27 protein-coding genes and 1 pseudogene are annotated in these 25,807 nt (G+C 73.3%); 9 read left to right on the top strand and 19 right to left on the bottom strand.

What is annotated here, in order from left to right; genetic code table 11:
• Window positions 1-147: 147 nt before the first annotated feature.
• A complete protein-coding gene (locus ACQ614_RS36620; RefSeq protein WP_431683433.1) occupies window positions 148-807 on the bottom strand; it encodes a MarR family transcriptional regulator in 660 nt (219 codons plus the stop codon).
• A gap of 162 nt (window positions 808-969) precedes the next feature.
• Here ACQ614_RS36620 and ACQ614_RS36615 point away from each other — a divergent pair, with 162 nt between their 5' ends.
• Window positions 970-1,839: a hypothetical protein gene (locus tag ACQ614_RS36615; protein WP_431683432.1), complete on the top strand. Its 870-nt coding sequence runs from the start codon at window positions 970-972 to the stop codon at window positions 1,837-1,839.
• A 203-nt stretch (window positions 1,840-2,042) separates the two neighbouring features.
• Here the strand turns inward: ACQ614_RS36615 and ACQ614_RS36610 are convergent, their stop codons facing one another.
• Both ACQ614_RS36610 and ACQ614_RS36605 read right to left on the bottom strand, forming a co-directional pair.
• The gene (locus ACQ614_RS36610) at window positions 2,043-2,375 is read right to left on the bottom strand and encodes a hypothetical protein (protein ID WP_431683431.1); all 333 of its coding nucleotides are present in this window, start codon (window positions 2,373-2,375) and stop codon (window positions 2,043-2,045) included.
• 83 nt (window positions 2,376-2,458) lie between these two features.
• The gene (locus tag ACQ614_RS36605; protein WP_431683430.1) at window positions 2,459-3,343 is read right to left on the bottom strand and encodes a helix-turn-helix domain-containing protein; all 885 of its coding nucleotides are present in this window, start codon (window positions 3,341-3,343) and stop codon (window positions 2,459-2,461) included.
• Between the two features lie 187 nt (window positions 3,344-3,530).
• Between ACQ614_RS36605 and ACQ614_RS36600 the strand changes: the two genes are divergently transcribed.
• Together ACQ614_RS36600 and ACQ614_RS36595 are read left to right on the top strand one after the other, a co-directional pair.
• A complete protein-coding gene (locus ACQ614_RS36600) occupies window positions 3,531-4,382 on the top strand; it encodes an aldo/keto reductase (protein WP_431684114.1) in 852 nt (283 codons plus the stop codon).
• A gap of 435 nt (window positions 4,383-4,817) precedes the next feature.
• Window positions 4,818-5,240, top strand: a complete 423-nt coding sequence (locus ACQ614_RS36595; protein ID WP_431683429.1) for an STAS domain-containing protein — start codon at window positions 4,818-4,820, stop codon at window positions 5,238-5,240.
• Window positions 5,241-5,278: 38 nt separating this feature from the next.
• On the opposite strand, the gene ACQ614_RS36590 is transcribed toward ACQ614_RS36595, so the two are convergent.
• Both ACQ614_RS36590 and ACQ614_RS36585 read right to left on the bottom strand, forming a co-directional pair.
• The gene (locus ACQ614_RS36590; protein ID WP_431684113.1) at window positions 5,279-6,238 is read right to left on the bottom strand and encodes a D-2-hydroxyacid dehydrogenase family protein; all 960 of its coding nucleotides are present in this window, start codon (window positions 6,236-6,238) and stop codon (window positions 5,279-5,281) included.
• Window positions 6,239-6,312: 74 nt separating this feature from the next.
• On the bottom strand, window positions 6,313-7,248 hold the full coding sequence (locus ACQ614_RS36585; RefSeq protein ID WP_431683428.1) for an NAD-dependent epimerase/dehydratase family protein: 936 nt from the start codon (window positions 7,246-7,248) through the stop codon (window positions 6,313-6,315).
• 225 nt (window positions 7,249-7,473) lie between these two features.
• On the opposite strand from ACQ614_RS36585, the gene ACQ614_RS36580 reads away from it, so the two are divergent.
• Complete coding sequence (locus ACQ614_RS36580) at window positions 7,474-8,196, top strand: TetR/AcrR family transcriptional regulator (RefSeq protein ID WP_431683427.1); 723 nt, start codon at window positions 7,474-7,476, stop codon at window positions 8,194-8,196.
• Between the two features lie 28 nt (window positions 8,197-8,224).
• Here ACQ614_RS36580 and ACQ614_RS36575 read toward each other — a convergent pair whose 3' ends face one another.
• From ACQ614_RS36575 to ACQ614_RS36530, 10 genes and pseudogenes are all read right to left on the bottom strand, one after another.
• Window positions 8,225-9,058 carry a hypothetical protein gene (locus tag ACQ614_RS36575; protein ID WP_431683426.1) on the bottom strand — a complete coding sequence of 278 codons (834 nt, stop codon included), beginning with the start codon at window positions 9,056-9,058 and terminating at the stop codon, window positions 8,225-8,227.
• Window positions 9,059-9,152: 94 nt separating this feature from the next.
• On the bottom strand, window positions 9,153-9,797 hold the full coding sequence (locus ACQ614_RS36570) for a GAP family protein (RefSeq protein WP_431683425.1): 645 nt from the start codon (window positions 9,795-9,797) through the stop codon (window positions 9,153-9,155).
• A gap of 249 nt (window positions 9,798-10,046) precedes the next feature.
• Window positions 10,047-12,002 carry a S41 family peptidase gene (locus ACQ614_RS36565; protein ID WP_431683424.1) on the bottom strand — a complete coding sequence of 652 codons (1,956 nt, stop codon included), beginning with the start codon at window positions 12,000-12,002 and terminating at the stop codon, window positions 10,047-10,049.
• Window positions 12,003-12,455: 453 nt separating this feature from the next.
• Window positions 12,456-13,010, bottom strand: coding sequence for a potassium channel family protein (locus ACQ614_RS36560; protein WP_431683423.1), 555 nt, complete (start codon window positions 13,008-13,010; stop codon window positions 12,456-12,458).
• Between the two features lie 34 nt (window positions 13,011-13,044).
• Window positions 13,045-13,713 (bottom strand): hypothetical protein, encoded by a 669-nt coding sequence (locus ACQ614_RS36555; RefSeq protein ID WP_431683422.1) that lies wholly within the window; start codon window positions 13,711-13,713, stop codon window positions 13,045-13,047.
• A 201-nt stretch (window positions 13,714-13,914) separates the two neighbouring features.
• Window positions 13,915-14,343, bottom strand: coding sequence for a transposase (locus tag ACQ614_RS36550; RefSeq protein WP_431683421.1), 429 nt, complete (start codon window positions 14,341-14,343; stop codon window positions 13,915-13,917).
• A gap of 83 nt (window positions 14,344-14,426) precedes the next feature.
• Window positions 14,427-14,954: pseudogene (locus tag ACQ614_RS36545) on the bottom strand (transposase); the annotation flags it as partial.
• A gap of 114 nt (window positions 14,955-15,068) precedes the next feature.
• The gene (locus tag ACQ614_RS36540; protein ID WP_431683420.1) at window positions 15,069-15,650 is read right to left on the bottom strand and encodes an SMI1/KNR4 family protein; all 582 of its coding nucleotides are present in this window, start codon (window positions 15,648-15,650) and stop codon (window positions 15,069-15,071) included.
• 126 nt (window positions 15,651-15,776) lie between these two features.
• Window positions 15,777-17,036, bottom strand: a complete 1,260-nt coding sequence (locus ACQ614_RS36535) for a helix-turn-helix domain-containing protein (protein ID WP_431683419.1) — start codon at window positions 17,034-17,036, stop codon at window positions 15,777-15,779.
• A 69-nt stretch (window positions 17,037-17,105) separates the two neighbouring features.
• Window positions 17,106-17,243: a hypothetical protein gene (locus ACQ614_RS36530; protein ID WP_431683418.1), complete on the bottom strand. Its 138-nt coding sequence runs from the start codon at window positions 17,241-17,243 to the stop codon at window positions 17,106-17,108.
• 275 nt (window positions 17,244-17,518) lie between these two features.
• On the opposite strand from ACQ614_RS36530, the gene ACQ614_RS36525 reads away from it, so the two are divergent.
• Complete coding sequence (locus tag ACQ614_RS36525) at window positions 17,519-18,001, top strand: hypothetical protein (RefSeq protein WP_431683417.1); 483 nt, start codon at window positions 17,519-17,521, stop codon at window positions 17,999-18,001.
• Window positions 18,002-18,020: 19 nt separating this feature from the next.
• Here the strand turns inward: ACQ614_RS36525 and ACQ614_RS36520 are convergent, their stop codons facing one another.
• Window positions 18,021-18,404: a hypothetical protein gene (locus ACQ614_RS36520; RefSeq protein ID WP_431683416.1), complete on the bottom strand. Its 384-nt coding sequence runs from the start codon at window positions 18,402-18,404 to the stop codon at window positions 18,021-18,023.
• Between the two features lie 86 nt (window positions 18,405-18,490).
• On the opposite strand from ACQ614_RS36520, the gene ACQ614_RS36515 reads away from it, so the two are divergent.
• Window positions 18,491-19,408 (top strand): helix-turn-helix domain-containing protein, encoded by a 918-nt coding sequence (locus tag ACQ614_RS36515; protein WP_431683415.1) that lies wholly within the window; start codon window positions 18,491-18,493, stop codon window positions 19,406-19,408.
• 113 nt (window positions 19,409-19,521) lie between these two features.
• Window positions 19,522-20,358 (top strand): carbohydrate-binding protein, encoded by an 837-nt coding sequence (locus ACQ614_RS36510; RefSeq protein WP_431683414.1) that lies wholly within the window; start codon window positions 19,522-19,524, stop codon window positions 20,356-20,358.
• A gap of 52 nt (window positions 20,359-20,410) precedes the next feature.
• Here the strand turns inward: ACQ614_RS36510 and ACQ614_RS36505 are convergent, their stop codons facing one another.
• Window positions 20,411-21,052 carry a LysE family translocator gene (locus tag ACQ614_RS36505; RefSeq protein WP_431683413.1) on the bottom strand — a complete coding sequence of 214 codons (642 nt, stop codon included), beginning with the start codon at window positions 21,050-21,052 and terminating at the stop codon, window positions 20,411-20,413.
• A 177-nt stretch (window positions 21,053-21,229) separates the two neighbouring features.
• Between ACQ614_RS36505 and ACQ614_RS36500 the strand changes: the two genes are divergently transcribed.
• Together ACQ614_RS36500 and ACQ614_RS36495 are read left to right on the top strand one after the other, a co-directional pair.
• Window positions 21,230-22,147, top strand: coding sequence for a lysophospholipase (locus tag ACQ614_RS36500; RefSeq protein WP_431683412.1), 918 nt, complete (start codon window positions 21,230-21,232; stop codon window positions 22,145-22,147).
• Window positions 22,148-22,290: 143 nt separating this feature from the next.
• Window positions 22,291-24,312 (top strand): FAD-dependent oxidoreductase, encoded by a 2,022-nt coding sequence (locus ACQ614_RS36495; RefSeq protein ID WP_431683411.1) that lies wholly within the window; start codon window positions 22,291-22,293, stop codon window positions 24,310-24,312.
• Window positions 24,313-24,381: 69 nt separating this feature from the next.
• Here the strand turns inward: ACQ614_RS36495 and ACQ614_RS36490 are convergent, their stop codons facing one another.
• Together ACQ614_RS36490 and ACQ614_RS36485 are read right to left on the bottom strand one after the other, a co-directional pair.
• Window positions 24,382-25,242 (bottom strand): class II glutamine amidotransferase, encoded by an 861-nt coding sequence (locus ACQ614_RS36490; RefSeq protein ID WP_431683410.1) that lies wholly within the window; start codon window positions 25,240-25,242, stop codon window positions 24,382-24,384.
• Window positions 25,243-25,418: 176 nt separating this feature from the next.
• Window positions 25,419-25,760, bottom strand: coding sequence for an STAS domain-containing protein (locus ACQ614_RS36485; protein WP_431683409.1), 342 nt, complete (start codon window positions 25,758-25,760; stop codon window positions 25,419-25,421).
• Between the last annotated feature and the right edge of the window lie 47 nt (window positions 25,761-25,807).

Below are 25,807 nucleotides of genomic sequence, written 5' to 3'. Positions count from 1 at the left end.
CCGGCCGTCGGGCCGGCGAGGGAGCGGAGCCTGCCGAGCGGGGCGGCCACGCCGATCACGGACGGTGCCGACAGCGGTGGCCGCCCACTTGAGAACTTCGCCGATCCGGTCGGCCAGGGCCCGGCCACCTTCTGGCGTGGTGCCGGGTCAGGGGCCGGCGATGATCCAGATCACGAATACGCCTGCCGTGGACCCGCGGTAGCGGTACACCACGCCGATGCGGTCGCCACTGTCGGCGGCCGGGTCGGAGCGGGCGGCCGGGTCGGAGCGGGCGGCCGGGTCGGAGCGGGCGGCCGGGTCGGAGCGGGCGGCCGGGTCGGAGCGGGCGGCCGGGTCGGAGCGGGCGGCCGGGTCGGAGCGGGCGGCCGGGTCGGAGCGGGCGGCCGGGTCGGAGCGGGCGGCCGGGTCGGAACTCGCGGTCATGTGCGGGACAGCCTGTCCAGCAGGGCCGGCCCGTCGATGGCTGCCTGCCGCTCCGGCTCGGTGAAGTGCTCGCCGAGGGAGCGCGCCGGCCACTCCTCCCGGCGCGCCGCCGGGGTCGAGGCCGCGGCGGACCAGGCCGCGTTCGTCGAGGGTGGCGAGGGTGGCGGCCATGGACTGCGGGCGGACCCGCTCGGCGGCCGCCAGGCTGCTCGCACACGCCGGGCCGTCCTGGTCGAGCCGGCTGAGCACCGACATCTGCGAGGGCGTCAGCCCGTCGGCGTGGTACGTCTCCGCCAGGCGCCGCCGCAGCCGGCCGAACACCACCCAGGATGTCCCGGGCCACCCGTACGGCGGGCTCGGAAACGGCTCCGGGGTCTCCCCCATGTTTCCCACGGGAGAACCGTCAGGCCGGACTGTCCAGTTTTGCTGTACAGCTTGCCTGTGAAAGTACAGCGCGGGCAGGTCTCCCGGGGTGCGGGCCGGGCCGGGCGGTGCCCGAATCGGAAGTACGGGCCCCGAACGGCCCGCCGGCCGGAGGGAGAGCACGTGGAAGGCTTCGACGCCGTCGCAGACGGGCTGTACGCGCTGCCCCCGGCCGAGTTCACCCGGGCCCGCAACCAGGCCGCCGCCGACGCCCGGAAGGCCGGCGACCGGGCACTCGCGGCCCGGCTCACCGCACTGCGCCGGCCCACCCAGAGCGCCTGGGCGGTGAACCTGCTGGTGCACCGCCACCCCGACCGGGTCGACACCCTGCTCGAGCTGGGCCGCCGGCTGCGCCGAGCCCAGGCCGAACTCGACGGACCCGCACTGCGGGAGCTGTCGGCGGAGCGCCACCGGACGGTCGCCGCGCTCACCGCCGCGGCCCAGGAGGCCGCCGCCGAGGCCGGCGCCCGCCTCGCCGACGCACAGCTGCGCGAGGTCGAGCAGTCGCTGTGGACGGCACTCGCCGGCGAGGAGGCGGCCGAGGCCTTCGCGACAGGACGGCTGACGGCGGCGCTGGAGGAGGGCGGCGGCCTGCCGTCCGGCGGCGCAGCGGGCGCGGAGGTGTCCGCCGACGGCCTCACCGCGGCCCGGGGCCTGCCGCCGGCCGGTGCACCGATGCCGGCCCACGGACGGAAACCGGCGAAGCAGGCGGCCGAGGATACGAGGAAGGCACTCGCGGCCGCCGAGCGGGAGGAGCGGGAGGCGGAGAAGGAGGCGCAGCGCCGGGAACAGGCCGCCGAGCGCCGGGCCGCCGCCGAGCAGCAGGCCGCCGACCGCGTCGAACGCGCCCGCGCGGCGCTGCAGGCCGCCGAGGAGGGCCTGGCCGCGGCCCGCGGGACAGCCGCCGAAGCCCGCCGGGAAGCGTCCGACGCAGCAGACCGCCTGGCGGAGGCCCGCACCGCGGTCGAACGCGCCCGAACGCAGCTCTCCTAACTCCCGGACTCCGCCTCGCCCCGCCGACGGTCCACTCGGGGCGCGCCTTCAGGGCGGGCTGAACAGGTCTCCCCACGACGGCAGTTCGGGACATCCACGTGAGGGCACCCTCACGGCTGCGCGCGTACACCCCCGGCGCCGCCGGGCCCGACCGGTGCCCGGCGGCGCGCCGCTCGGCGCGGAGGGCATGTCTGCGGGTCCGGTCAGGCCGCGGGGCGGGGCGCGTTCGGCCAGGGGACGCCCGGTGCGGGTGCGGGCTGGAGGGCGGTGGGGTCGTAGACCACCCACCCCCGGTCGGACGGTCCGCTCCCCCAGCGGACGAGGGCGACCCAGACGGTGCTGCCGCGGTGGCGGCGCCAGGTGGTGAGCTCCGCCGCCCGCCAGCCGCCGCCGAGCCGGATCTGCACCCACCGCCAGCGCGGAGCCACGTCCCGGCACAAACCGGGGCCGTTCATCAGGCCCTTCGGCGCGAAGACCACGTCCCCCGGCACGGTCGGGGGCCGCGCCGCACGCGGGAACGGGGCATCGGCGGTCACACTCCCATTCTCGAACACCTGTTCCCATGGGGCAACGCCTGCCCGCTCCCTGTCACCAGAACTATTCGATCTTGGGCTGGGTGTCAGGTGCTGGAGGTGTGCTGCGCGGGGTGGGGGGTGTTCCAGCTGGCGAGGAGGTCGAGGGTGTCGGCGTCGCGGCTACCGGGCGGGACGCTGCACAGGACGAGGTACAGGCCGTCGTCGGCGGTGAGCCGGGTGGTCTCGTAGGTGAAGGTGAGTTCGCCGACGAGGGGGTGGTTGATGCGTTTCGCGCCGGCGCGGTGGTGGCGGACGTCGTGTCGGGCCCAACGTTGGCGGAAGGTGTCACCGCGGGTGGACAGTTCGCCGATCAGGTCGGACAGGGCCTTGTCGTAGGGGTTGCGGCCCACCTCGGCACGCAGGGTGGCGACGTTCTGGTCGGCGACGGCGTCCCAGTCGGGGTAGAACGCGGGGGCGGCGGGGTCGAGGAAGGTGAAGCGCGCGGCGTTGGCGGGGCGGGCGGGGCTGTCGAAGACCGGGGCGAACAGGGCTCGGGCGAGGGTGTTACCGGCGAGAAGGTCCAGGCGGGCGTTGCGGATGTAGGCGGGGACGCCGCTGATCGTCTCGACGAGGTTGCGCAGGCCCGGGCGGACGGGCTGCCGGGTCGGGCCGGGCGGCGTGCCGGTGCCCGAGGCGGCGGCGTTGGCCGCGCGGACGAGGTCGAAGAGGTGGGCGCGTTCGGCGTCGTCCAGCAGGAGAGCGCGGGCGATGGCGTCGAGGACGGCGTCGGTCGCGCCGCGGGCGTCGCCGCGTTCCAGGCGGGTGTAGTAGGGGACGCTGACGCCGGCGAGCTGGGCGACCTCCTCGCGGCGCAGGCCGGGGACGCGGCGCGCGCCGGAGAGCGGGGAGAGGGTGAGGCCGGCCTGCTCGGGGGTGACGCGGGCGCGGCGGGTGGTGAGGAAGTCGCGGATCTCGCTGCGTCGGTCCATGCTCCGACCCTACGACCGGGTGCCTTGCGGGACACGGGTGTGGGGGACCTCGTCAGGGTCTGCTTCACGGCCCCGGCGGCACGGCTGCCGGTGTTGGCTGGAGGACATGTTCAACCGGCCCGCCCGAGGAGGCGCCCCGATGCCCGCCACCGTTCACGCCGCCGACCACTCGACGAGGAAGAACACCGTGCAGCACGTCACCCTGAACAACGGCGTCCAGATGCCCGTCCTCGGCTTCGGCGTCTACCAGATCCCCGCCGACAAGACCGAGCAGGCCGTCTCCGACGCCCTCGCCGTCGGCTACCGCCTCCTGGACACCGCTGCCGCCTACGGCAACGAGGAAGCCGTCGGCCGCGCCATCAAGAACAGCGGCATCCCCCGCAAGGAGCTGTTCGTCACCACCAAACTGTGGGTCCAGGACGCCCCCGCCCAGGACAACACCCGCCGCGCCTTCGAGACCTCGCTCACCAGGCTCGGCCTCGACCATGTCGACCTGTACCTGATGCACCAGCCCTATGGCGACGTCTACGGCCAGTGGCGCGCCATGGAGTCACTCAGCCGCGAAGGCCTCACCCGGGCGATCGGCGTCGCCAACTTCTACCCCGACCGGCTCCTGGACCTGATCTTCAACAACGAGGCCACCCCGGCGGTCAACCAGATCGAAACCCACCCGTTCTTCCAGCGCACCGCCGACCACGGGCTCATGCGCGAGCACGGGGTGCAGCACCAGGCGTGGGGCGGCTTCGCCGAAGGCAGGAACGACCTGTTCGTCCACTCCGTCCTCAGCGAGATCGGCGAGGCGCACGGCAAGTCCGTGGCCCAGGTCGTTCTGCGCTGGCTGATCCAGCGCCACATCGTGACGATCCCCAAGTCGGTCAATCCCGACCGGATGGCGCAGAACATCGACGTCTTCGACTTCGAGCTCACCGACGAGCAGATGTCCGCCATCGCCGCTCTCGACACCGGCAGGACGCTGTTCTTCGACCACCACGACCCCGAGATGGTCGCCTGGCTCAGCAAGCGCCGCCTGGACAGCTGAACCCGAGCGGGAACGCACCGCGCCGAACCCGAGCACCCCGGCACACGATGCCGGGGCACTCGCCGCGCCGGCCCGGCGGGCCCCGGCGCCGTCCTGCTCGCCGACTTCTCCCGACCGGGCGAGAACTACTACTACGGCGGGCGCACACACGCCTCGCCGTCGGGAACGCCGATGCCCGGGTAGAAATGCGGCTCCAGAACCTCGGCCTGCCGACCAGGTGAACGACCCGGCCCCCTGCCGAACAGACCCGCGGCGGTACCGGACCAGCCACGCTTGATCTCGGCGACGACCATCGCGCCCAGGTGATACCCATCGCACTTCGGCACGATGCGCCGGGGATACCCGTAGGATTCCCGGCCTGCGCACGCACGTTTCCCCGAGAGCCGGGTACACGCGCTGCGACCCGAGCAGGCACGGCAGAGGGAGGTGCACGCGATGACAGACGACCGGCCGACCGCACCACCGCGGGACCCGACGGCGCTGGAGATCGTGTGCGAGGCCGTGGGCGAGGACGGGGCCCTGTGCCGTATCACCGGGACGCTGACCGCCGACAGCCTGCACCAGGCCGGGGACGGACTCGACATCACACTGCGCACCGGCGCCCGGCTGCTCGTCCTCGATCTGGCCAGGATCCTGGTGTGCGACGCCTCCTGCTTCGACCACCTGCTGCGCCTCCGGCAGGACGCCGTCGCCGCCGGGGTCGAGATCCGGCTGTCCGCCGTCAGCCCCGCGGTGGAACGGGTCCTCGACGAGACGGGCCGCCGCTCCGACTTCGCCGTGTTCGAGTCGGTCGCGGACGCCCTGAACGGCTCGCCGCCGGCGCCCGGGTGCCCTGTCGTGCCCGGTCGGCCCGGCTGACAAATCCGCCAGGGGTCGACCGGGCGGCACGGGGCCGCTCAGCCGAGCAGGCGGACGGGTGCGCCGTCGAGGTGGGCCCGGATGTCCTCCACGGCCTGACCGTAGTACGTCTCGTAGTTGGCGCGGGTCACATAGCCCAGGTGCGGGGTGGCGAGCAGGCGCGGGGCCGAGCGGACGGGGTGGTCGGCGGGGAGCGGCTCGATGTCGTAGACGTCCAGGCCGGCTCCGGCGATCCGCCCCTCGTGGAGGGCTGCGAGCAGGGCGTCCTGGTCGACGATGGCGGCCCGCGAAGTGTTCACCAGGTAAGCAGTGGGCTTCATCAGGGCGAGTTCGGGAGCGCCGACCAGTCCGCGGGTGCGGTCGCCGAGGGCGAGGTGGACGGAGACGAAGTCGCTGCCCGCGAGCAGTTCCTCCTTGCCCGGGGCGAGGGCGACGCCGACCTCGGCGGCCCGCTCGGCGGTCAGGTTCCGGCTCCAGGCGGTGACCTCCATGCCGAAGGCCAGGCCGACCCGGGCGACCCGGCTGCCGATCTTGCCGAGCCCGAGCAGTCCGAGGCGGCGGCCGTGCAGGTCCGCGCCGAGGGTGCTCTGCCAGGGACCGCCGGTGCGCAGGGCGGCGTCCTCGGTGGTGAGGCCGCGGGCAAGTCCGAGGATCAGTGCCCAGGTGAGCTCGACCGGCGGGGTGGAGAGGCTCTGGGTGCCGCAGACCGTGACGCCGCGCTCGGCGGCCGCCGCGTAGTCGATGGCGGAGTTGCGCATGCCGGAGGCGACGAGCAGTTGCAGCCGGGGCAGCCGCTTCAGCAGCGACGCCGGGAACGGGACGCGTTCGCGCAGCGTCACGACGATGTCGAAGTCGGCGAGCACGGCGGCCAGCCCGTCCTCGTCGGCGATGTGCTCGCGGAAGCAGACGACCTCCACCCGGCCCTCCAGCGGGGACCAGTCCGCGACGCTCGTCGCCATGCCCTGGTAGTCGTCGAGTACGGCGCAGCGCAGGCGCATCGGGTCCCCTTCGGGTGGCGGTCGGCGGTCGGCGGTGATCATGCGCAGGGTACCCCCGGCGGCAGCGGGTGCCGTCAGGAGGCGGTGCGGGCCCGGTAGGAGTCGACGACGGCGGAGAGGATCTCCTCCCAGGGGGTGGACTTCAGGCCGAAGGCCTCCTGGGCGGCGGTGGAGTCCATGACGAAGGGCTGCCGGAGCTGGTAGACGGTCTCGCGGGTGGCGCGGAGGAGCGGGTTGACCAGGCCGAGCAGGGCGACGGCCGCGCCGGGGATCGGGGCGACCCGGACGGTCGGGATTCCGGCGGTGCGGGCGAGGTCCTCGACGACCTGGCGCTGGGTGCGCGGGGCGTTGCCGGGAACGTGCCAGGGGCGGCCCCAGGCGCGTTCGTCGCCGCCGACGGCGACCAGCAGGCGTGCGGCGTCGACGGTGTACGTCCAGCTGTGGGGGGTGTCGGGGCTGCCGAGGACCTGGATGCTGCGGCCGGCGAGCAGCCGGGGCAGGATCCGGTCGCCGAGGATGCTCTGGGCGCCGGGGCCGAGGTAGTCGGAGCCGCGGATCTCGGTGGCGCGGATGCGGCCCTCCTGGTGGAGGGCGTGCGCGTCCTGCCACATGCGGGCACGCACGCGGCCCTTGACCGAGTTGGGGGCGAGCGGAGTGGCTTCGGTCATCGGGCCGTCGACCGCGCCGTAGCCGTAGAGGTTGCCGACGGTGGCGAGGACGGCGCCGGTGCGCTCGGCGGCCTGCAGCAGGGCGGCGGCGAGCGGCGGCCAGTCGGTGGCCCAGCGGTGGTAGGCGGGGTTGGCGCAGTTGTAGAGCACGGCGGCGCCGGTGGCGGCCTCGGTGAGGGCGGCGGCGTCGGTGGCGTCGAGCCGGAGGTGGCGGATGCCGGGCAGGGGCGCGGCCGCGGCGCCGGACCGGGTCGCCACGGTGACGTCCTCGCCGCGCTCGGCGAGCAGTCGGGCGGTGGCGGTGCCGACGGGGCCGGCGCCGACGATCAGGTGCTTGCTCACGGTGGTCTCTCCGAACGCGTGGAAGACGGGTGACGACAGGCGGTGCGGGACGCGCGGGCGGGCCGGGCCCCACTCCGGGAGAACACCGTTCTCGCCCGATGACGAGCCTGGCGGATACGGGCGCCGCTGTCAAGAACACCGTTCTCGCTCGGATACGCCGTTCTCCACCGGCATGCCCGTGCTCGGTTGTTGCCACTGTTCTCGGCCCCTGCCACCATGGGCGCCATGCCCGCCGCCCCGAAGCCGCTCACCGCCCGCGAGCGCGCCCGCATCGAGTTCACCCGGGACATCAAGGAGGCCGCCCGCCGGCAGCTCGCCGAGCACGGCCCCGACGGCCTCTCCCTGCGCGGGGTCGCCCGGGACATCGGCCTGGTCTCCGCGTCCGCGCTCTACCGGTACTTCCCCGGACGGGACGCCCTGCTGACCGCGCTCATCACGGACAGCTACCAGTCCCTCGGCGACGCGGCCGACGCCGCCGCGGAGGCTCTGCGCGACCGGTCCACCGCCGCCCGCTGGATCGGCGTCTGCCACGCCGTCCGGGACTGGGCCGTGGCACATCCGCACGAGTACGCCCTGATCTACGGCTCCCCCGTGCCCGGCTACGCCGCCCCGGAGGACACCACCGGGCCCGGCACCCGGCTGCCCCTGCTGATCGGCGCACTGTTCACCGAGGCCGCCACGGCCGGGGCCTACCGTCCGGGCGACGCCCCCGCCGCACCCGAGGACGCCCGGGCGGCGCTCGAACCGCTGCTGTCCCGCCTGCCGGGCGAGACCCCGGCCGACCTGGTGGTCGCCGGCCTCTCCGCCTGGACCTACCTGTGCGGGGCGGTCTCCTTCGAGGTGTTCGGCCACCGGTCGGCGATCGTCACCGACCCCCGGGCGTACTTCGACCACGAGATCCGCCGCATCGGCACCCTGCTCGGCATCATCCCGCCGCCGACGCCCTGACCGGGTGACCACCCCTCTGACGGAGCACCTATGCGCCGGAGCGGACGATCTCGTGCCAGGTGGCGGGCGGGCACATGCCCTGCGGCCTGGCGGTCCGGAACTGCCCGTACGGGACCTCGCGGCGCACCAGTTCCAGCCAGTGGGCCTTGCCGGACGTCTGGTCCCAGCCGTCGTTGGGGATCCGGATGTGGTCGCGCCGGTGGTCCTTCGGCTGACTGGTGATCTGCAGCACGGACGCATGGCCGTCGTGGTTCTGCAGGATCACGCAGTAGTGGCGCAGCACCCGGCTGCGGTCCTCCCGCAGCGGGACGTGGGCGAGCCAGACCTCGCCCGGGGCCGGGCGGCGGCCCGCGGCAGGCGTCGTGCGGGGCCGGACGGGGGCGGTGAAGTAGCCGGTGCGCCGGCCCCACCCGCGGAGCACGTAGAAGGCGACGGCGGCGGCGATCCCCGCGGCGACCGTGCCGAGGACGCCGATGAGCATCGCCCTGGCCGCGTCCCTGGTGGCCGCGTCGCCGAGCGACGGGTCGGCGGCGAGGCGCTCGGCGGCCATGGACGCGCCGACGACCGCGGCCGCGGCGGCCGCCCCGATCACCGCGGTGTGCACCAGCAGCACGACCGGCTTCGGCCGGCCCCGGCCGCCGGCCATCCAGGCGAGCAGCAGTGCGGTGAGCGCGGAGATCGCCCACAGTACGGCGAGCTGGGAGGCGTGCAGCCCCTGGTGCGGTTTCTCCGGGGAGGAGTCCATGACGGCCGGCAGCACGGCCGGCAGTGCCAGGAAGTACCCCGCAATGAACCAGCCGGGAAGGAGCAGCAGGGCCGCGCACCCGCCCCCGCCGCCCGACGGGCCGTACCGCTGTGTCATGTGCCGCCCCCGGTGTCGCCGTCCTGTTCGAGGAGACGATAGCGGCGGCACCGGTGGTGCGGGGCGGCGTTGCCGGGAGAGGCCCGACGGGGCGTCAGGCGACGAGCTCGTAGATGCTCCGGCCGGCCAGCCAGAGGCCGGCCAGCAGGCAGATGGTGATGATCAGCTGGTCCTGGTGGGAGTCGATCCAGGTCCGCATTGCGTTCAGCCGGGCGTTGGCGGCGGCCGGGGCCCACACCGTGTACATCTCCATGACGATCAGGCCGAGGGTGGCCAGCAGGCAGTACCCGGTGAGGGCGAGCCAGGAGCCGAGGGTGGAGAGGTCGGCATCGACCGCGGAGGCCGCGCCGGCGCCGACCAGCCCCCACGGCTGGAGGAGCCAGGCCAGTCCGGCGGCCGTCCAGACGGAGGCCCGGTCCACCATCGCCATCCAGCGCGGCGGGGCGTGCGGGCGCGGCGGCCTGCGGCGGCGCCGCTCGCCGTACAGCACGAGGGCCAGGCCGATGGCGAGCTTGGCGGCGATCACTCCGGTGGACGGCGCGGTGTTGCGGTCGGGGGGCGTGCCGCCGGTCAGCAGGAGGACGCAGGCGATCACCGCCACCAGGTTGGCCAGCCAGGACAGCAGGAACGCCAGGCCCTTGCGGACGCCGCGTTCGGCGGAGAGCAGCAGGATGAAGGCGCTGTTGTGGATCGGTCCCAGGGTGATGGCGGTGCCGATCACGAGCAGGTCGACGACCATTGGTGCAGCCGCTCCTCGCCGGGTCGGGGCTGCCCGCCGTCTCGGGGGCGGGCGGGTGGGCGGGCGGCCTCGGGCAGCGGGGCCGACGCGCCGCATGCCGACTCTGCGGGGCGCGGGGCGGGCGGTCAAGCAGGGCGCGCACGGTTGGTCCGAATGCCCCGGCGAAGCCCGGGACGCGGCGCACCGGGGCCCCCTCGGGAGGTGCACCCGCGGGGGCCCGGTGGACAGCGCCGGGTGGTCGGGGCAGGGTCAGCGGAGCTGCTCGGTGCGGCTGGCGACGAGTTCGCCGTCCACGTAGCCCTCGACGCGGGCCGAGTTGGCGGCGGCCGCGTCCGGCACGGTCACGTCCGCGTGTCCGTTGAGCAGGTCGACGGAGGCCTTCGGCCGCTGGTCGATGTAGACGTCCAGGCGGTCGATGTTGGTGGTCTTGACCTTGAGCCGCAGCGCGCCGCCGGTCGTGGCGGCGTCGGTGATGGCCACCGCGTGCGGGATCATCGCCTTGAGGAGCTCTCCGGCGCGTTCCATCAGGTCGGCGTTGCCCTCCAGGAGGTCGCGCCGGGTGATCCGGTGGAGTTCGTCGGGGGTGACGCCGAGGTCCTCCACCGGGGTGCCGGACTGCGCGCCGACGCGCAGGGTGCGGCGGATGGCCACGCGCATGCTCGCACCGTTGGGCAGCGGCCGGTACGGCGTCGCCGGGTCGTCGGCAGCCAGCTCGGAGAGCAGCTCGTGCGTCCACACGTTGGCCCCGCCGGCGCCGGTGGTGCGGTCGACGCCGAGCACGGTGCCGATCCGGTGGTCCTGGAAGCCCGCGGTGAAGATGTCGGTCGCCGAGTAGCAGCGGGCGTTGGTGACCAGGACGACCGGCCCGAAGTAGCGCTGCCCGATGGCGTTGGCGCCGTCCTCGGGGGTGATCGGGAATGCGCGGGAGAAGGTGGCGCCGACCTCGACTGCCTGTTCCATGGACGGCACCCAGACGCCGAGGTCGATGTCCGGGTCGTTCTGGTGGTGGCGGCAGATCCGCAGGTTGAGCGGGGTGGCGACGAACTGGGTGGGCTCCGGGGTGATCCGGCGCGGGGTGAGCGTCTGCAGCGCGAACTCGGCGGCGAAGATGTGGCCGCCGCCGTTGTCCCGGACGTCCAGGATCAGGCCGCGCTCCGGCAGCAGGCCGAGGAGGCGGACGAACTCCTCCACGAAGGCGATCGGGTCGTTCACGTTGAAGGTGAAGATCCGCAGGTGGCCGAAGGTGCCGGAGGCGGTGGTGACCTCGCGCGCCTTGAAGACCTTGGGCATGGTGGTGGGGATCTCGCCGGCCTGCAGGTCGGGTGCGGGTTCGCCGGCCTCGACCGCCTTCTCCTGGGCGACCACCCTGGGGGCGAAGAGCAGCACCTTGGCGCGGCCGACCTCGTCCGTCTCCAGGTCGATGCCCTGGGCGGCCCCGGCGGTGCCCAGCGCGTCGGTGCCGACGAGCGGGGGCAGGTTGTCGACGATCTGCCAGTTCTCGCGCAGTTCGCGCGGGGTGCCGTCGGCGTCGAGGTAGGTGACGGTCACCCACTCCTCGAACGGGGGCAGGTGGATGCGCAGCGGGCGCAGGGTCAGCGACTGGACGCCGCGGCTGCGGCGGGCCTCGGTGTTGCTGCCGGCGAACCGGGCGGCGTGCAGGTCGACGGCGGTGGAGATCGGGATGCCGCTCCAGTGGGTGATCTCGGTACCGGGCCCGAATCCGGGCGGCGCGAAGCCCTGGGCGACCCGGGTGACGAGGAAGCGCTCGGTGGCCGTGCCGCCGCTCTGCTCGGTGAAGCTCTCGACCAGGAACGGCAGGAAGGCGATCTTGCCGTTGAAGGGGGCGGGCAGCAGGTAGTTGGTGTGCAGGTCGCGGACGGAGTGGAAGATCTCGGACATCTCCGCGTGGAAGGTCCACTCGGGCGGCATGTCGGCGTCGGTCTGCCGTTCCAGGCGCCGGCCGAGCAGGCGCAGCCGCTGCACGGGGTTCACGGCGTACATGGCGGCCTTCAGCGGCAGGTGCACGTAGTTCTGTTCGAGCAGGACGAGTGCCTGGTCGACGATGCGGCGGCGCCTTTCGAGGGTCAGGGTGCCGGCGGACTCCAGGAACGGCGCCAGCGTGGTCGCGGCGGCCAGGTGGTCGCGGACGGGTGCCGCGGCCTTGGCGATGAAGTCGGGAACGGGCCGGTCCGTATTGGTGGTCATGTGGCCTCCGAAGGGTGGGGCGGAGTTGGGGGGCTTGCGCATCGGTTTATCGGACGCACACGACCGGTGAATGAGGCCGCCCGCCGGTCTTCGCCCGATCGGCGGGCGGCACGGGGGCGCGAAAGTGACGTATCGTCAGGTGCCTGCGCAGGGCGCACGCCGGAGTTGACCTCACGATCCGTCAGTACCTGCGTCTGAACCCCTGCCGAACCTTCCGCACAGCAGTCGACTTCGATGGCCCGCTACCCAGTGCGGTGGAATGGCTGGTTATCTGAGGCTACGGAGCCACGTCCGCAGATCAGAGCCACTGATGATCGTTCAAGCGGCGGCGATCGCCTCCGTCGTCCACCTTGGTGGCGAGCCGCTTTTATGGCTGCCGTCAGTCATCGCCTGGGAGACGAGCGCGGTGGCGGGCTTCGCGGCACCGACGATCCGTGCGCTTGCGCTGCGGCTTCACTGTCCGGCCGAGGTTGCCCGCGGATCTCGGGTGAGGCTGGTCTTGGTGGCCTGGGTCAGTAGCCTCACCACGGCGCCGAGCACCACGAGGTCGAGAAGCATCTGAACGCTCACGAGCAGGCGGGCGGTGTCGGTTTTCGGTGTGATGTCGCCGAATCCCACGGTGGAGAAGACGGTGATGGTGAAGTAAAGGGCTGTGCTGTGGTTGAGCGGCTCGCTGAAGGTGGACTGCGAGGCGACGGCCATGGACAGGTAGGTGGTCGCGAAGACGACGAAGAACAGCGGGATCACGCTCGCCAAGGCCTCGACCGCCCGCACCCCCGGCAGCTCGGCTCTTAAGATCCTTCGGGTCTGCCGCAGTAGAACCAATGCGAACAGCACCACCCCGATGGCGAGGCGCACGACGGCGGCGCCTTCGAAGTGGCTGCCGATCGGGAGGAGATAGTAGACAGCCGTCAGCACGACCCAGGCCAGCGCGATCGACGTCGCGGCACGCAGCATCGCCCGCCGCCGAGGACCGCGCTCCAACTCCAGCACGCGCTGCGGGCTCACGGCGCCGACTCTCGCGTGCCTCGGACCGGCACCGTTACCGCCTGTGGTGGGCGGGCCCGCCGACAGCCGGGCGTAGCCAGTCGTACTCACTGCCCAGGCGTTCGAGCGCGGCGAGGAACTCGGATCGTGTGCCGCGCCAGTGGTCGATGGCACGGCGGGCAGCGTCGGCCTCCAGCTTCTGCGCGGTCGCGTCATCCGGGCAGCGGATCACCAGCCCGGCCCCGCGCCCACCGGCCTGGTCCAGCAGTTCCCGAACCCGCTCGGCCCCGGCCCCGACACGCGCCTCGTGGGCGCGCACCGCCCCGGCCCCCGCTCTGGCGCCCTTGAGGGCCGAGCCCAGGCCGTGGAAACCGACCATGATGGAGACCGACATGCCCATCGCGGCAGCCACCACGCCGCTGGCCGTGACGAACCTGGATTGGACGAGCCGGAACGCGCCGCTGTCCCGGTCGCGGGTGACGACGAAGGCTCCGGCTCGGCCGTGGCGGGCGTCGAGTCGAAACGCCCGGCCCAGGTGCACGACCGCGCGCTCGGCAACGCCGCTGCTCGGAACGGTCGCCAGGACGATCCAAGGCTCGTCCGTGCCCGGGGAGGCGGCTGGACCGGGAGACGGCGTGGCCGCGCCCGTCTCGGACGCGCCGCGATCCTGACCGCTCCGGTCAGCGTCGCCAGGCCCTTCCGGGGGGCCGGAGGGAGACTTCATGGTCACACCTTTGCCTGCGTCTGAGATGCTTTGCCCTGTTTGGGTTGATCGCGAGCCTATCCAGGACTGCTCGAGGCAGGCGTCACGTATCCATCGGACATCACCACGGTTCACTACATCGGGTCGATGCGGGAGAGTGAGTTCGGTGCGGTGGTTCGGGGCTGGTCTCGGTGGCGGTCACCGTGGTGACCGCCGGGGCGATCAGTCCCGTTGGGCTTCACGGGACTTCGGCTGACCGGCTCGGCGGGGGGACCGGCGGGTGATGCGCTTGGCCATGAGCGTGATCGCGGCCAGGGTGATCAGCGCTTCGGAGTGCTGGACGAGGCGTTCGCAGTCGCGGGCGTGTCGGCGGGCGCGCATGACCCAGGCGATCGGACGTTCGGCCACCCAGCGGCGGGGCAGGACGAGGAACCCGACCGCATCCTCGGGCCGGCTGACGGTCTTGACCGTGAGGTTCGGGTACTTCTTCGCCCAGGTCACGAGCTGTCCGGCATAGGCCGAGTCGGCCCAGACGATCGTGATCTCCGGGTACATCAGCCGCAGCCGGAACAGCACTTCCTTCGCCACGTCGCGGTCGGTCATGTCGGCAGGGGTGACCATGGCGAACAGCAGCAGGCCCTTGGTGTCCACGACCAGGTGGCGCTTCAGTTGCGGCCGTTGATCTTCTTCGCCGCGCCGTAGCCGCGCGAGTCCTTGCCGACGGTTTCCGCGGCCTTCACGGACTGCGAGTCGATGACGGTGGCGACCGCGCCCGGCTCCAGCCGAACCGCGTCCAGGATCGCGGTCCAGGAGGTGCGGCCGGTCTCCAGTGCTGCCACGACCGAGTACGGCCAGCCCGGAATCGTCCGATGCTCGTCCTTGCCCCGGCCATACGTGTGGCAGAACGAGCGGTCCGGGGCGGTGGCCGCGTCCGGCCGCAGCCATGACGAGACATCCACCGCCAGAACCAAGCGACCGTCCGCGGCCCGAGGCAGCGGCAGGCCCGCCAGCGTTCGCCGCAGTCGCTCGACATCCAGACGCCCCTTGTTCAGCGCGCCGTACAGGGCTCCGTGCCCGCGCCGATGCTCAGGCGAGAGCGACAGGCCCACCAGCGTCTTTACCGGCCCGTCGGTGCACAACAGCGCATCGGCCAGCTCGAACAGCGCATCCCTGCGCCCGCTCAGGCAGTCGTAGAAGTCCGCCCGGAAGCGTGACAGTTCGGCGAACGCCTTCCGCCGGACATCATGCTGCACCACACTCATCACTACGGCCTTCGCGTTGATTCCCGTATCTCGTCGCAGAGTTCAGGATCATGTGAGGGCCGCCTCATCGTCCGGGGAATCCTCGTGTGGGTGAACGTTGGGATGCCGTTGCGGTCAGAAGCCGCCGGGGAACCTGCTCGGCTCTCCGGTCGCCGGATCGAGGCCGGCACTCCACCGGGTCTCCTGCACCTGCCAGTGCACGAAGCTCGGCGCCGGGTTCAGCAGCAGCGGGCGCCCGATACTGAGCGGCCACCGCTCCCAGGCCGTCGAATCCTCACACAGCAGTCGCCGGAGAAACTCGGCCATGCCGAACGGGTGGATCGTGAACATCGGTCGGGTGTGACGGCCGATGATCAGCACCGGCCAGCGGTCGGGATCGTCGTCCGAGGTCAACCAGCACAGCAAGTCGGGACCAGACGTCACACCCCATGCCAGGATGCGGTTCGGGTCGACATCCAGGACAGCCCGGCCGCCCTCCATCTCCCAGACGTGGCGAGCGTCTGCCGTCACGTCCGCCATCGACGCGACCAGGGTGGTTTCGACGAGCACGGGAGTGAGAATGTCTGCCTCGTCGCTGATCGAACCACTGCCGTACACCGCCATGAAGGCCCGATAGTCCTCGGGGAAGGTGACACCCCAGCTCACCAGGGCGGCAGCCCAGTCAGCACGCTCACCGGCACCGTGCTCCGACGACATGACCTGGGAAAGTCTCTCGATGCCAGGGTGCACAAGCCTCGCCTTTCGTCTCGTTCCGGCGACAACCTAGCCGAGACGAAGGACGCTGATCCGCCTCCGTGATCTTGGCGACGTTAAACGACAAGCTCAGAGTTCCACGCCGAGGTGGGCGGCGGCCTCGTCGGCGGCGGTCGAGGCCCGCCCGCGGCGGGCCGCCGCGAGGACGAGCTCGGGCACCAGCGGGTGCGCGCGGACGGCCTGCGGGGCGAACCGGTCGGCGGCCAGGAGTTCGCGCAGCGCGGCGTCGTCGTCGCCGGCCCTCGCGTGCACCCGGGCGCGGTCGATGCCGTGCCGGGCGCGCCGCCCGCGCGGCAGCACGGTCAGATCGACGGCGGCGATCCGCTCGAGCGCCTCGAGGTCCTCGCCGAGTTCGAGGGCGGCGTGGACGGAGTGGACGGCGGCCTCCGCCGCCGAGAACTCGGCGATCGGGGCCGGGCCGAGCAGGTCCACGGCAGGGGCGCCGAGCCGACCGGCGGCACCGGCAGCCCCGGCCAGGTGGTCGGCGGCCTCGGCCTGACGGCCCCGCTGGGCCTCCAGCACGGCGGCCACCGCGTGCAGCATGCCCCACAGGCTCCACAGGGCCCGGTCGGAGCCGGCCCCGCGGTCGGCCGCTGCGTCGAGGCCGGTACGGCCGAGCAGGCCGTCCAGCCGGTCCAGCCCGCCGGCCACCAGGGCGCGGGCCTCGTCGGCGGCTCCGACGGCCGCGCAGACCTCGGCCCGGAGCCAGTCGGCGGCGGTGACCTGCAGCGGGTCGCCGGTGGCGATGGCGGTGTGCAGGGCCTCGGCGGCGGCGAGCGCAGCGAGGTCCGTACGGCCGAGTCTGCGGGTCAGCGTCGAGGCCAGGTGCAGCGTCTCGCCGAGCAGGTACAGGGCCACGGCGCGGTCGTCGCCGGAGGCGTCGGCGGCTGCGCCGCGCAGCCCGTCGAGGAGCGGCGGCAGGAGCAGGCCGAGGTCGTCGTACCGGGCGTCGCGCTGCAGCCGGCGGGCCTCGTCGACCCCGCGGCGCAGCGGGTCCGCTTCGGCGGGTCGGTCCTGCGCCGGTTCGGCCGCCGGGGGGAGGTCGACGCGGAGCAGGGCGTGCCGCAGCGCGGGGACGGTGCGGCGGGCCCGGCGCAGCTGCGGGTCGCCGTGGCTGTCGGGTGGGAGCAGCAGGTCGCCCGGGTCGGTGCCGAGGGCGTCGGCGAGTGCGTGGATCATGGTGTAGCGGTCGAGCTGCAGCCCGCCGCCCTCCAGGGATCTCAGCCACTCGCGGCTGCGGCCGACCGCCTCCGCGACCTCCTCGCGGCGCAGTCCGAACGCCTCCCGGTACCGCCCGGCACGCTGCCCGATCGAGAGCGGAGCTGCCACTGGTTCCTCCGGGGTTCGGTGCCGCCCTCCACGGTAGGCCGTACCGGGCGGGTGCGCCCGCGGCGCGCGTCAGCCCGTGAGGGCCCCGGCGGCGGTGGCCGGGGTCCGCGCGGCGGCGGCCTCCCGGTCGGCGTTGGCCGGGCCGTGCTCGCCGCGGTCCACCACGACCTCCACCCGGTAGTGGCGCCGGCCGACCGTGAAGACCACGGCGGGCGAGCAGCGAACCGGTGGACCGTCCCTTTTCCGCCCTCTGCCAACGGGAGTGACTGGTCATCAGGGACGTCATCCGTCCGTACTGCCGTGCGAGCGTGTGGCCCGGACGGCGCAGCGGGGGCGGCGTGCGCTCGGCCGGTCGGGGCGATTCTGCGGTGCAGGCCGCTGGGAGGCGGGTGCCGGGGGCACGCATCAGCGGCGGGGGCCGTGCCCGCGGCCCGCAAGCACCGCTTGTCGCCTGTCGTCTGTCGTCGGGAAGGGACGGAACCGTGTCCACGAGCAGCGCCCAGGATTTCTCCCCCGGGGTCGGTGATGCCTATCGCATCGCCCGGGACTTCGTCTTCGAGGATGCCGCCCTGGGCCGGCTCCGCTACCACCTGCTGCGGCTGACCACGGCCGGCCTGGGCCACGAGGAGGTCGACGACCTGCGCGCGCTCGGCAGGCTGGCCTTCGACGGCGCCGACACCTCCGAGCTCGCGGTGCGGATCAGGGACCGGGCGGGGGCCAGCCGCCTCGCGGTGGCCTTCGTGGACGTCGTCGAGCAGGCCGGCCGGGAGGACGAGCGCGGGCCGGTGCTGGTCGGCGCGGTACTCGGGGCGTACGCGAGTCTCGGCCGGGTCGGCCGGGCGGACACGCAGGCCGCGGCGCTGCTGGGCGCGGTCGGCGGCGCCGTCGTGGCGGCGACCAGGCCCTTCGTCGACCGGCGCATCCAGCAGGAGGGCCTGGACGCCTACCTGGGCGAGGACGACTGACGGGCCGCCGTCCGCGCCCCTACACGTCGTCGGGCTCGCCGAAGGCCTGCACCAGGGCCGCGCGGACGGCGTACTGGCCGCCGATCTTGAAGCCGTACTCGCTGGTGTCGACGATGTGGGCGCGGGCGTCGGTCAGCACCACGCGCACGGCGGCGGTCACCGTCTCGGCGTGGTCGGCCAGCTCCTGGCGGACGCCGGCCTCGGTGGCGGCGAAGAACATCGGCAGGTCGTCGGGCCACTCCCAGTCGGCGAGCACGCCGTCCCGCACCTCGAAGACGACGCCCTCCGCAGCGGGCTCGAAGTCGAGCGTGACGTCGATGTACGGCCCGCACCCTCCGACGGCGCGCTTGCGGTAGCGCACGGAGCGGAGCGGCTCGGTCGGGAAGCGTCTGCCGTCGGCCATGCACGCACCCTACCGGCCGGCCGGGCCGACCGGCGCTATGGTCCAGACCTATGGACGGGCCGGGGGACGGCCGGGACACTGCTCCGATGACACGCCAACCCCTCTCCCCCGAGATCGAGTTGCACCGGCTGGACGTGCCCGACCGCGGCCTGCTGCCCTTTGCGATCGGCACCTTCGACACCATCGGCCCGCTCGCCCGGGCCGCATTTCCGCACCGGCACTCCTTCCACGAGATCGCCTATGTGACCCGCGGCCGGGGCTGCCACGTCGTCGATCTGGTCGAGCACCCGCTGCGGCCGCCGCAGCTGTGCGTCGTCGCACCGGGCCAGGTCCACCACTGGGCGCGGGCCGGCGGCGTGGCCGGCTGGGTGCTGCTGTTCGAGGAGGACTTCCTGCTGCGCCACCCCGAGGACGCCGGCCTCGTCCGGGAGTTGGCCGCCGCTCCGCCGCTGTGCCCCGACCGCGCCCAGGACCGCGTGCTCACCGGCCTGCTCGCCGACCTCGAACGGGAGCACCTGGCAGCCGAGGACGGCCGCCCCGGGGTGCTCCAGGCCCTCCTCCACGTGCTGCTCGTCCGGGCGGTACGGGCGCTGGCCGGACGCCCGGGAACGGCGGCCGCCGCACGGCCCCACCCGCTGGTCGTGCAGTTCCGGCAGCTCATCGCCGACCCCGCCCGGCCGGACCGCACCGTGGCCTCGTACGCCCGCGAACTCGGCGTCTCCACAGGGCGGTTGCACGAACTGGTCCGGGAGGCCACCGGCCGCACGCCCGCCCGCCTGGTCCGGCAGCAGCAGACCCTGGAGGCCAAACGGCTGCTCACCTCGACGGATCTGACCGTCCGTCAGGTCTCCGTGGCGGCGGGGTTCGCCGACCCGGCCTACTTCTGCCGATTCTTCCGCCGCGAAGTCGGGCTGACGCCGGGGGAGTTCCGTGCGAGCGAGGGCGGAGGAATGCACCACAGCACGGGTGGCCGGTCCATCGACCGGCGCGCCGCACCGCCGTAGCGTCGGAGCACACCGGGCGCACACCGCAGGGCCCCGGCCGGGCACATCACCTGTCATGCCCAGGACGGGCCGGTGCCGCCCCTCCCCCACATCCCGAAACGGAGCGACCAGCCATGCCCGTACCGCCGAACGACAGGCCCGGCGAGCCGACGCTCACCCGCAAGAACCTCCTCAAGGCCGCCGTACTGGCCGGCGCCGCCCCCGTACTCCTCGGCGGCGGGGCCGCGCTCGCCCGCGACAGCGCGGGCGGCCCGGTGGGGCTCACACCGTCCTGCCACGACGGCGACGAGCCGACCGCCGAACAGATCGAGGGCCCGTACTTCAAGCCCGGTTCGCCGCTGCGCACCGTACTGACCACCCCCGGTACCCCGGGCACTCCGCTGACCGTGAGCGGCTACGTCTTCGGCCGGGCCTGCCGGCCGGTGGCGGGCGTCCTGCTGGACTTCTGGCAGGCGGACACGGCAGGTGCCTACGACAACGCGGGCTACACCATGCGCGGGCACCAGTTCACCGACGACCAGGGCCGGTTCTCGCTGACCACCGTGGTGCCGGGGCTGTACCCGGGCCGCACCCGGCACCTGCACGTGAAGCTCCAGGCGCCGGGGCGGCCGGTGCTCACCACGCAGCTGTACTTCCCCGGCGAGCCGCGGAACTCCACCGACACCATCTTCGACCCGGCCCTGGTGATGACCGTCCGTCAGTCGGGCCCCGGACGGGAGGCCTCCTTCGACTTCGTCCTGGACGTCCCGCAGTCGCCCTCCCCCACCCCGACCGGCCCCACCCCGACGGCCTCGCCGACGACTCCCGGCGGCACCTGGCGGGCGGGCACCGCCTACCGCGTCGGCGACGTCGTCACCTACGGCGGCCTCGGCTACACCTGCATCCAGGCCCACACCGCCTTCGCCGGCTGGGAACCCCCGAACGTCCCCGCCCTCTGGCGCCGCAACTGACCGTTCGGCCGCATCAGGGGCGGGAGGGGTCACGCCCCTGATGCGGTCGCCCTCAGGCGGCGGGCTGAGGGCGTTCGGTGGCGATGCGGAGGGCGAAGGCGGCGAGGAGGGTGCCGGTGGCCCAGCCGTGCAGGCGCTGCAGCAGGGGCCGGCGGGCGAGGAAGCCCGCCAGTGCGCCGGCGGTGAGGACGAAGGCGGCGTTGCCGAGGGTGCCGACCGTGATCTGGGTGAGCCCGAGGACGGCGCTCTGCAGGGCGACGCCGCCGCGTTCCGGCTCCACGAACTGCGGGAGCAGGGTGATGTAGAGGACGGCCAGCTTGGGGTTGAGCAGGCAGGTCAGCACACCCATGCCGAACAGCTTCGCCGGCCGGTCGTGCGCCATCTCGGTGGCACGGAACGGCGAGTGGGCCGGCGACCGGAAGGCTCGCCAGGCCAGCCACAGCAGGTAGCCGGCGCCGGCCAGCTTGAGCACCAGGTAGGCGGTCGGCACCAGGGCGAAGAGTGCGGAGAGCCCGGCAACGGCCGCGGCCAGGTAGGCGAGGAAGCCGAGGACGACCCCGCCGAGCGAGATCAGTCCGGCGCGACGGCCCTGGCTCACCGACCGCGAGACGCAGTAGATCATGTTCGGGCCCGGGGTCATCACCATGCCGAAGGAGACGGCGGCGATCCCGCCGACGGCACTCGCACTGATCATCCGACGACCCTATCCCGGCCTCCGCGCAGGTGTTCGACCGCCTCCGCCACCGGACAGTCCGAGCAGGGAATGGTCGACAAGGTCGATGCCGATCCGATACCGACTGACCATTGTTCGACAATGTCGAATGACCTAGCGTCGTATGTGACCGGGCCGCCTCGGCGCACCCACCGGCACATGCGCGCCTCCGGAGACCCGGCCGTGCCGCAGCGCGATGCCGAGGAGCCGCAGATGTTCACCTTCACCAGCAGCGACGGACTCGAGATCCACGTGCACGAGTGGCTGCCCGGCGGCCCGCCCCGCGGCGTCGTCCAGCTCGCCCACGGCATGGGCGAGCACGCCTGCCGGTACGCCCGGCTGGCGGCCTCCCTCACCGCACAGGGCTACGCCGTGTACGCCGCCGACCACCGCGGCCACGGCCGGACGATCACCGGCACCCCCGGACACCTCGGCGCGGACGGCTGGAACCTGCTCGTCCAGGACATGGTGGCGCTGTCCGACCTCGTCGAGGACCGCCACCCCGGCCTGCCGCTGGTGCTCGTCGGCCACAGCCTCGGCTCCTTCGCCTCCCAGCAGTACATCCTCGACCACTCCGAGCGGCTGGCGGGCGTTGCGCTCTCCGGCACCACCGCGCTCGACCGGCTGCTCACCGCCCTCGCGGCGGCCGGCGGCGATGCGGCGGCGGCCTTCAACGCGCCCTTCGAGCCGGCCCGCACGCCCTGCGACTGGCTCAGCCGGGACGAGGCCCAGGTGGACGCCTACCTCGCCGACCCGCTCTGCGGCTTCGCGCTGGACGCCCGCGGCATGGAGGACCTCGCCGCGGCGGCCCACCGCCTCACCTTCCCGGAGGGCGTCCGGCCCGACCTCCCGGTCTACGTCGCGGTCGGCGACCGCGACCCGCTGAACGCCGAGCTCACCCTCTCCGACGTGGTCGTGGAGCGCTACCGGCACGCTGGCCTGACCGACGTCACCTACCGCACCTACGCGGGGGCCCGGCACGAGATCCTCAACGAGACCAACCGCGAGGAGGTCGCGGCCGAACTGGTCGCCTGGATCCTCTGCGTCACCAGCCGGGTCACGGCCGCGGCAGCCTGAGCCCCGCAGGCCGAGCCCGCCCGGCCGGGGCCGACCGGCCCCGGTGTGACGCAGCACTCGCCCGCCCGCCATATGCACCTAGTTGCACAATCGGGCCCCGGAGGTCTACAAAGGGCACACGACGACCCTGCTGGAGGCCTCGGATGACCGCCTACCCCCACCTGCTCAGCCCGCTCGACCTGGGCTTCACCACCCTGCCCAACCGGGTGGTCATGGGCTCGATGCACGTCGGGCTGGAGGAGGCCCCCAACGGCTTCGAGCGGATGGCCGCGTTCTACGCCGAGCGGGCCCGCGGCGGCGTCGGCCTGATCGTCACCGGCGGCATCGCACCCAACGAGGCCGGGCGCCCCTGGGAGGGCGGCGCCATGCTCACCACCGGCACCGAGGCCGCCGAGCACCGGGTGATCACCGACGCCGTGCACGCCGCCGGCGGCCGGATCGCCATGCAGATCCTGCACTTCGGCCGCTACGCCTACCACCAGGACCTGGTCGCCCCCAGCCCGCTCAAGGCCCCGATCAGCCCGTTCACCCCGAACGAGCTGACGGACGAGCAGATCGAGCAGACGATCGAGGACTTCGCCCGCTGCGCCGAGCTCGCCCGCTCGGCCGGCTACGACGGCGTCGAGATCATGGGCTCCGAGGGCTACCTGATCAACGAGTTCATCGCCGCACCGACCAACCACCGCACCGACCGGTGGGGCGGCTCGTACGAGAACCGGATGCGGTTCCCGGTGGAGATCGTCCGCCGCGTCCGCGAGCGGGTCGGCGAGGACTTCATCCTGATCTACCGGCTCTCCATGCTCGACCTGGTGCCCGGCGGCTCCACCCTCGAGGAGGTCGTGCAGCTCGCCAAGGCGATCGAGGCCGCCGGCGCGACCATCATCAACACCGGCATCGGCTGGCACGAGGCCCGCATCCCCACCATCGCGACCTCGGTGCCGCGCGGCGCGTTCACCTGGGTCACCGAGAAGCTCATGGGCTCGGTCGGCATCCCGCTGGTCACCAGCAACCGCATCAACACCCCCGAGCTCGCCGAGAAGATCCTCGCCGACGGCCACGCCGACCTGGTCTCCATGGCCCGCCCGCTGCTCGCCGACCCCGCCTTCGTCGCCAAGGCCGCCGCCGGCACCCCCGAGGCCGTCAACACCTGCATCGGCTGCAACCAGGCTTGCCTGGACCACACCTTCAGCCTCAAGATCACCTCCTGCCTGGTCAACCCGCGGGCCTGCCACGAGACCGAACTCGTCCTCTCCCCCACCAAGCTGCGCAAGCGGATCGGCGTCGTCGGCGCCGGCCCGGCCGGCCTCGCCTTCGCCGTCTCCGCGGCCGAGCGCGGGCACGCCGTCACCCTCTACGACGCCGCGGACACCATCGGCGGCCAGCTCAACGTCGCCCGCAAGGTCCCCGGCAAGCAGGAGTTCGACGAGACCGTCCGCTACTACCGCCACCAGCTCGACGCCCACGGGGTCGAACTGCGCCTGGGCACCACGGCCACCGCCGAGGGCCTCGCCGCCGAGCGCTACGACGAGATCGTCCTCGCCACCGGCGTCACCCCGCGCACCCCGGACATCCCCGGCGTCGACCACCCCAGCGTCGTCGGCTACCTGGACGTGCTGCGCGACGGCGCCCCGGTCGGCGACCGGGTGGCGATCCTCGGCGCCGGCGGCATCGGCTTCGACGTCGCCGAGTTCCTCACCGACCCCGGCGAGCAGGCCGCCCTCGACCCCGAGGTCTTCTTCGAGCAGTGGGGTGTCGACACCGACCACACCACGCCCGGCGGCCTCACCCCGCCGGTGCGCCGCACCTCGCCGCGCAGCGTCCACCTGCTGCAGCGCAAGACCGGCAAGGTCGGCGCCGGCCTCGGCAAGACCACCGGCTGGATCCACCGCACCGAGCTCAAGCACCGCGGCGTCACCACCGTCGCCGGCGCCACCTACCAGCTCATCGACGACCAGGGCCTGCACTTCCTGCTCGACGGCGAGCAGCAGCTGCTCCAGGTCGACACCGTGGTGCTGTGCACCGGGCAGGAGCCCCGCCGCGACCTCCAGGAGGAGCTGCGCGCGCACGGCATCGAGGCCCACCTCATCGGCGGCGCGGACGTCGCGGCCGAGCTCGACGCCAAGCGCGCCATCGACCAGGGCACCCGCCTGGCCGCAGCGATCTGACCGGCCCCAGGCGGCCCCGGCCCCGCGCAGCCCCCGAGGGCGGGCACGGAGCCGGGGCCGACTCGGGTATCAGGGCTTGCGCGGGGTCAGGGCGTGCAGTGCGCCGTGCCCGTTCCCCACTACGCCGTAGGACGATTCGGGGACCTGGTTCCAGGCGCCCGCGAGGTCGCCGAGGGGCTCCGACACCACGATCCGCGTTCCGTCCGCGACCTCGTGCAGCACCGGGATCTCCGGGTGGAGGGCGCGAAGCGTGCGGACGTCGGTGCTGAAGAAGAGCGAGCGCGAGTTGTGCTCGCTCGAGTAGCGGAAGGCCCAGAGCCGGCTGCCGTCGGAGACCGCCACGGTCATCTGGAGCGGGTTGGGTACGCCGCGGCGCTCGCCGACGTCCTCGATCAGGCCGATCATGCGTTCCACCGCGAGCGGGGCGTCGTCCTGCAGGCCTAGGCTGAGCGCCACGTAGAACATCAGCTCGGAGTCGGTGGAGCCCTCGACGAAGGGGTAGAGCAGGGGGTCGACGGCGAGCGCCAAGTCCCTTTTGAGTGCGGGGAATTCGTGGATCGCCCCGTTGTGCATCCAGAGCCACTGGCCGTACCGGAAGGGGTGGCAGTTGCTCTGCTGGACGGCCGTGCCGGTGGAGGCGCGGATGTGGGCGAGGAAGAGCGGCGAGCGGACGCAGCGGGAGAGTTCGAGGAGGTTGCGGTCGCTCCAGGCCGGGCCGGTCGCGTGGAAGATCGCCGGTTCCGGCTCGACCTCGCCGGGGCCGGTGCCGCCGCTGGTGTCCGGGTACCAGCCGACGCCGCACCCGTCGCCGTTGGTGGTCTCCACGCCGAGCCGGGCGTGCCGGCTCTGGTCGATCAGCGAGTGCTCGGGCTTGTAGAGCAGGTCGGCCAGGGCGATCGGCGACCCGGAGTACGCGAGCCATCTGCACATTCTTCCCACCGTCCCTCTCGCCACCGCACTGCACGGGCAGGGGCGGCTACCCGGACGCGGCGGTAGGGCCAGGTGCCGTCACCCGCTTTCCACCGTAGGCGGGGCCGCCCCGCGGGGCCCGCCGAGGAAATGCTCCGCATACAGATGACACTTGCCCCGCAAGGGCAGGAGCAGTTTCAGTCTGGAGCGGGGCGGACGGTGAGCACCTCGTCCGTGCCGGTCACGGCCAGCAGCCGGCGCACCTGGTCGGGCGGGTTCATCAGCAGCAGGACGGTGCCGCGGTCGCGGGCCTGCCGGTCCGCGTCCAGCAGGACGTTGAGCCCGCTGGAGTCGCAGAAGGTCACCGCGGCGAGGTCGACCCGTACGGCGGTCGGCACGGTGCGCGAGGCCCAGGGCTGCCGCAGGGCGTCGGCCAGCCGGGGCGCGGTCTCACGGTCCATCTCGCCCGCCACTTTCAGCAGCGGTCCGCCGGCCTGCTCCAGGACCACGACGCCCAGGTTCGACGGTGTGCGGGCCATGACGGAACGCTCCCTCCGGCTCAGCGGTGGACGACGCGCCTCGCCCG

The organism is Kitasatospora dryopteridis, from assembly GCF_050749075.1.
In the GTDB taxonomy this organism is placed as follows: Bacteria; Actinomycetota; Actinomycetes; order Streptomycetales; family Streptomycetaceae; genus Kitasatospora.
The sequence above is the reverse complement of the archived record's forward strand: the minus strand, read 5'-3'. Positions and strand labels throughout refer to the sequence as shown.

Excerpts from the sequence above, each read along its gene's own strand:
- ACQ614_RS36570 (WP_431683425.1), bottom strand. The coding sequence starts at position 9,797 with ATGGTCGTCGACCTGCTCGTGATCGGCACCGCCATCACCCTGGGACCG.
- ACQ614_RS36510 (WP_431683414.1), top strand. The coding sequence starts at position 19,522 with ATGCCCGTACCGCCGAACGACAGGCCCGGCGAGCCGACGCTCACCCGC.
- ACQ614_RS36520 (WP_431683416.1), bottom strand. The coding sequence starts at position 18,404 with ATGGCCGACGGCAGACGCTTCCCGACCGAGCCGCTCCGCTCCGTGCGC.
- ACQ614_RS36495 (WP_431683411.1), top strand. The coding sequence starts at position 22,291 with ATGACCGCCTACCCCCACCTGCTCAGCCCGCTCGACCTGGGCTTCACC.
- ACQ614_RS36595 (WP_431683429.1), top strand. The coding sequence starts at position 4,818 with ATGACAGACGACCGGCCGACCGCACCACCGCGGGACCCGACGGCGCTG.
- ACQ614_RS36605 (WP_431683430.1), bottom strand. The coding sequence starts at position 3,343 with ATGGACCGACGCAGCGAGATCCGCGACTTCCTCACCACCCGCCGCGCC.
- ACQ614_RS36565 (WP_431683424.1), bottom strand. The coding sequence starts at position 12,002 with ATGACCACCAATACGGACCGGCCCGTTCCCGACTTCATCGCCAAGGCC.
- ACQ614_RS36590 (WP_431684113.1), bottom strand. The coding sequence starts at position 6,238 with ATGCGCCTGCGCTGCGCCGTACTCGACGACTACCAGGGCATGGCGACG.
- ACQ614_RS36580 (WP_431683427.1), top strand. The coding sequence starts at position 7,474 with ATGCCCGCCGCCCCGAAGCCGCTCACCGCCCGCGAGCGCGCCCGCATC.
- ACQ614_RS36505 (WP_431683413.1), bottom strand. The coding sequence starts at position 21,052 with ATGATCAGTGCGAGTGCCGTCGGCGGGATCGCCGCCGTCTCCTTCGGC.
- ACQ614_RS36515 (WP_431683415.1), top strand. The coding sequence starts at position 18,491 with ATGACACGCCAACCCCTCTCCCCCGAGATCGAGTTGCACCGGCTGGAC.
- ACQ614_RS36555 (WP_431683422.1), bottom strand. The coding sequence starts at position 13,713 with ATGAAGTCTCCCTCCGGCCCCCCGGAAGGGCCTGGCGACGCTGACCGG.
- ACQ614_RS36485 (WP_431683409.1), bottom strand. The coding sequence starts at position 25,760 with ATGGCCCGCACACCGTCGAACCTGGGCGTCGTGGTCCTGGAGCAGGCC.
- ACQ614_RS36620 (WP_431683433.1), bottom strand. The coding sequence starts at position 807 with ATGGGGGAGACCCCGGAGCCGTTTCCGAGCCCGCCGTACGGGTGGCCC.
- ACQ614_RS36575 (WP_431683426.1), bottom strand. The coding sequence starts at position 9,058 with ATGACACAGCGGTACGGCCCGTCGGGCGGCGGGGGCGGGTGCGCGGCC.
- ACQ614_RS36500 (WP_431683412.1), top strand. The coding sequence starts at position 21,230 with ATGCGCGCCTCCGGAGACCCGGCCGTGCCGCAGCGCGATGCCGAGGAG.
- ACQ614_RS36490 (WP_431683410.1), bottom strand. The coding sequence starts at position 25,242 with ATGTGCAGATGGCTCGCGTACTCCGGGTCGCCGATCGCCCTGGCCGAC.
- ACQ614_RS36540 (WP_431683420.1), bottom strand. The coding sequence starts at position 15,650 with ATGTCGTCGGAGCACGGTGCCGGTGAGCGTGCTGACTGGGCTGCCGCC.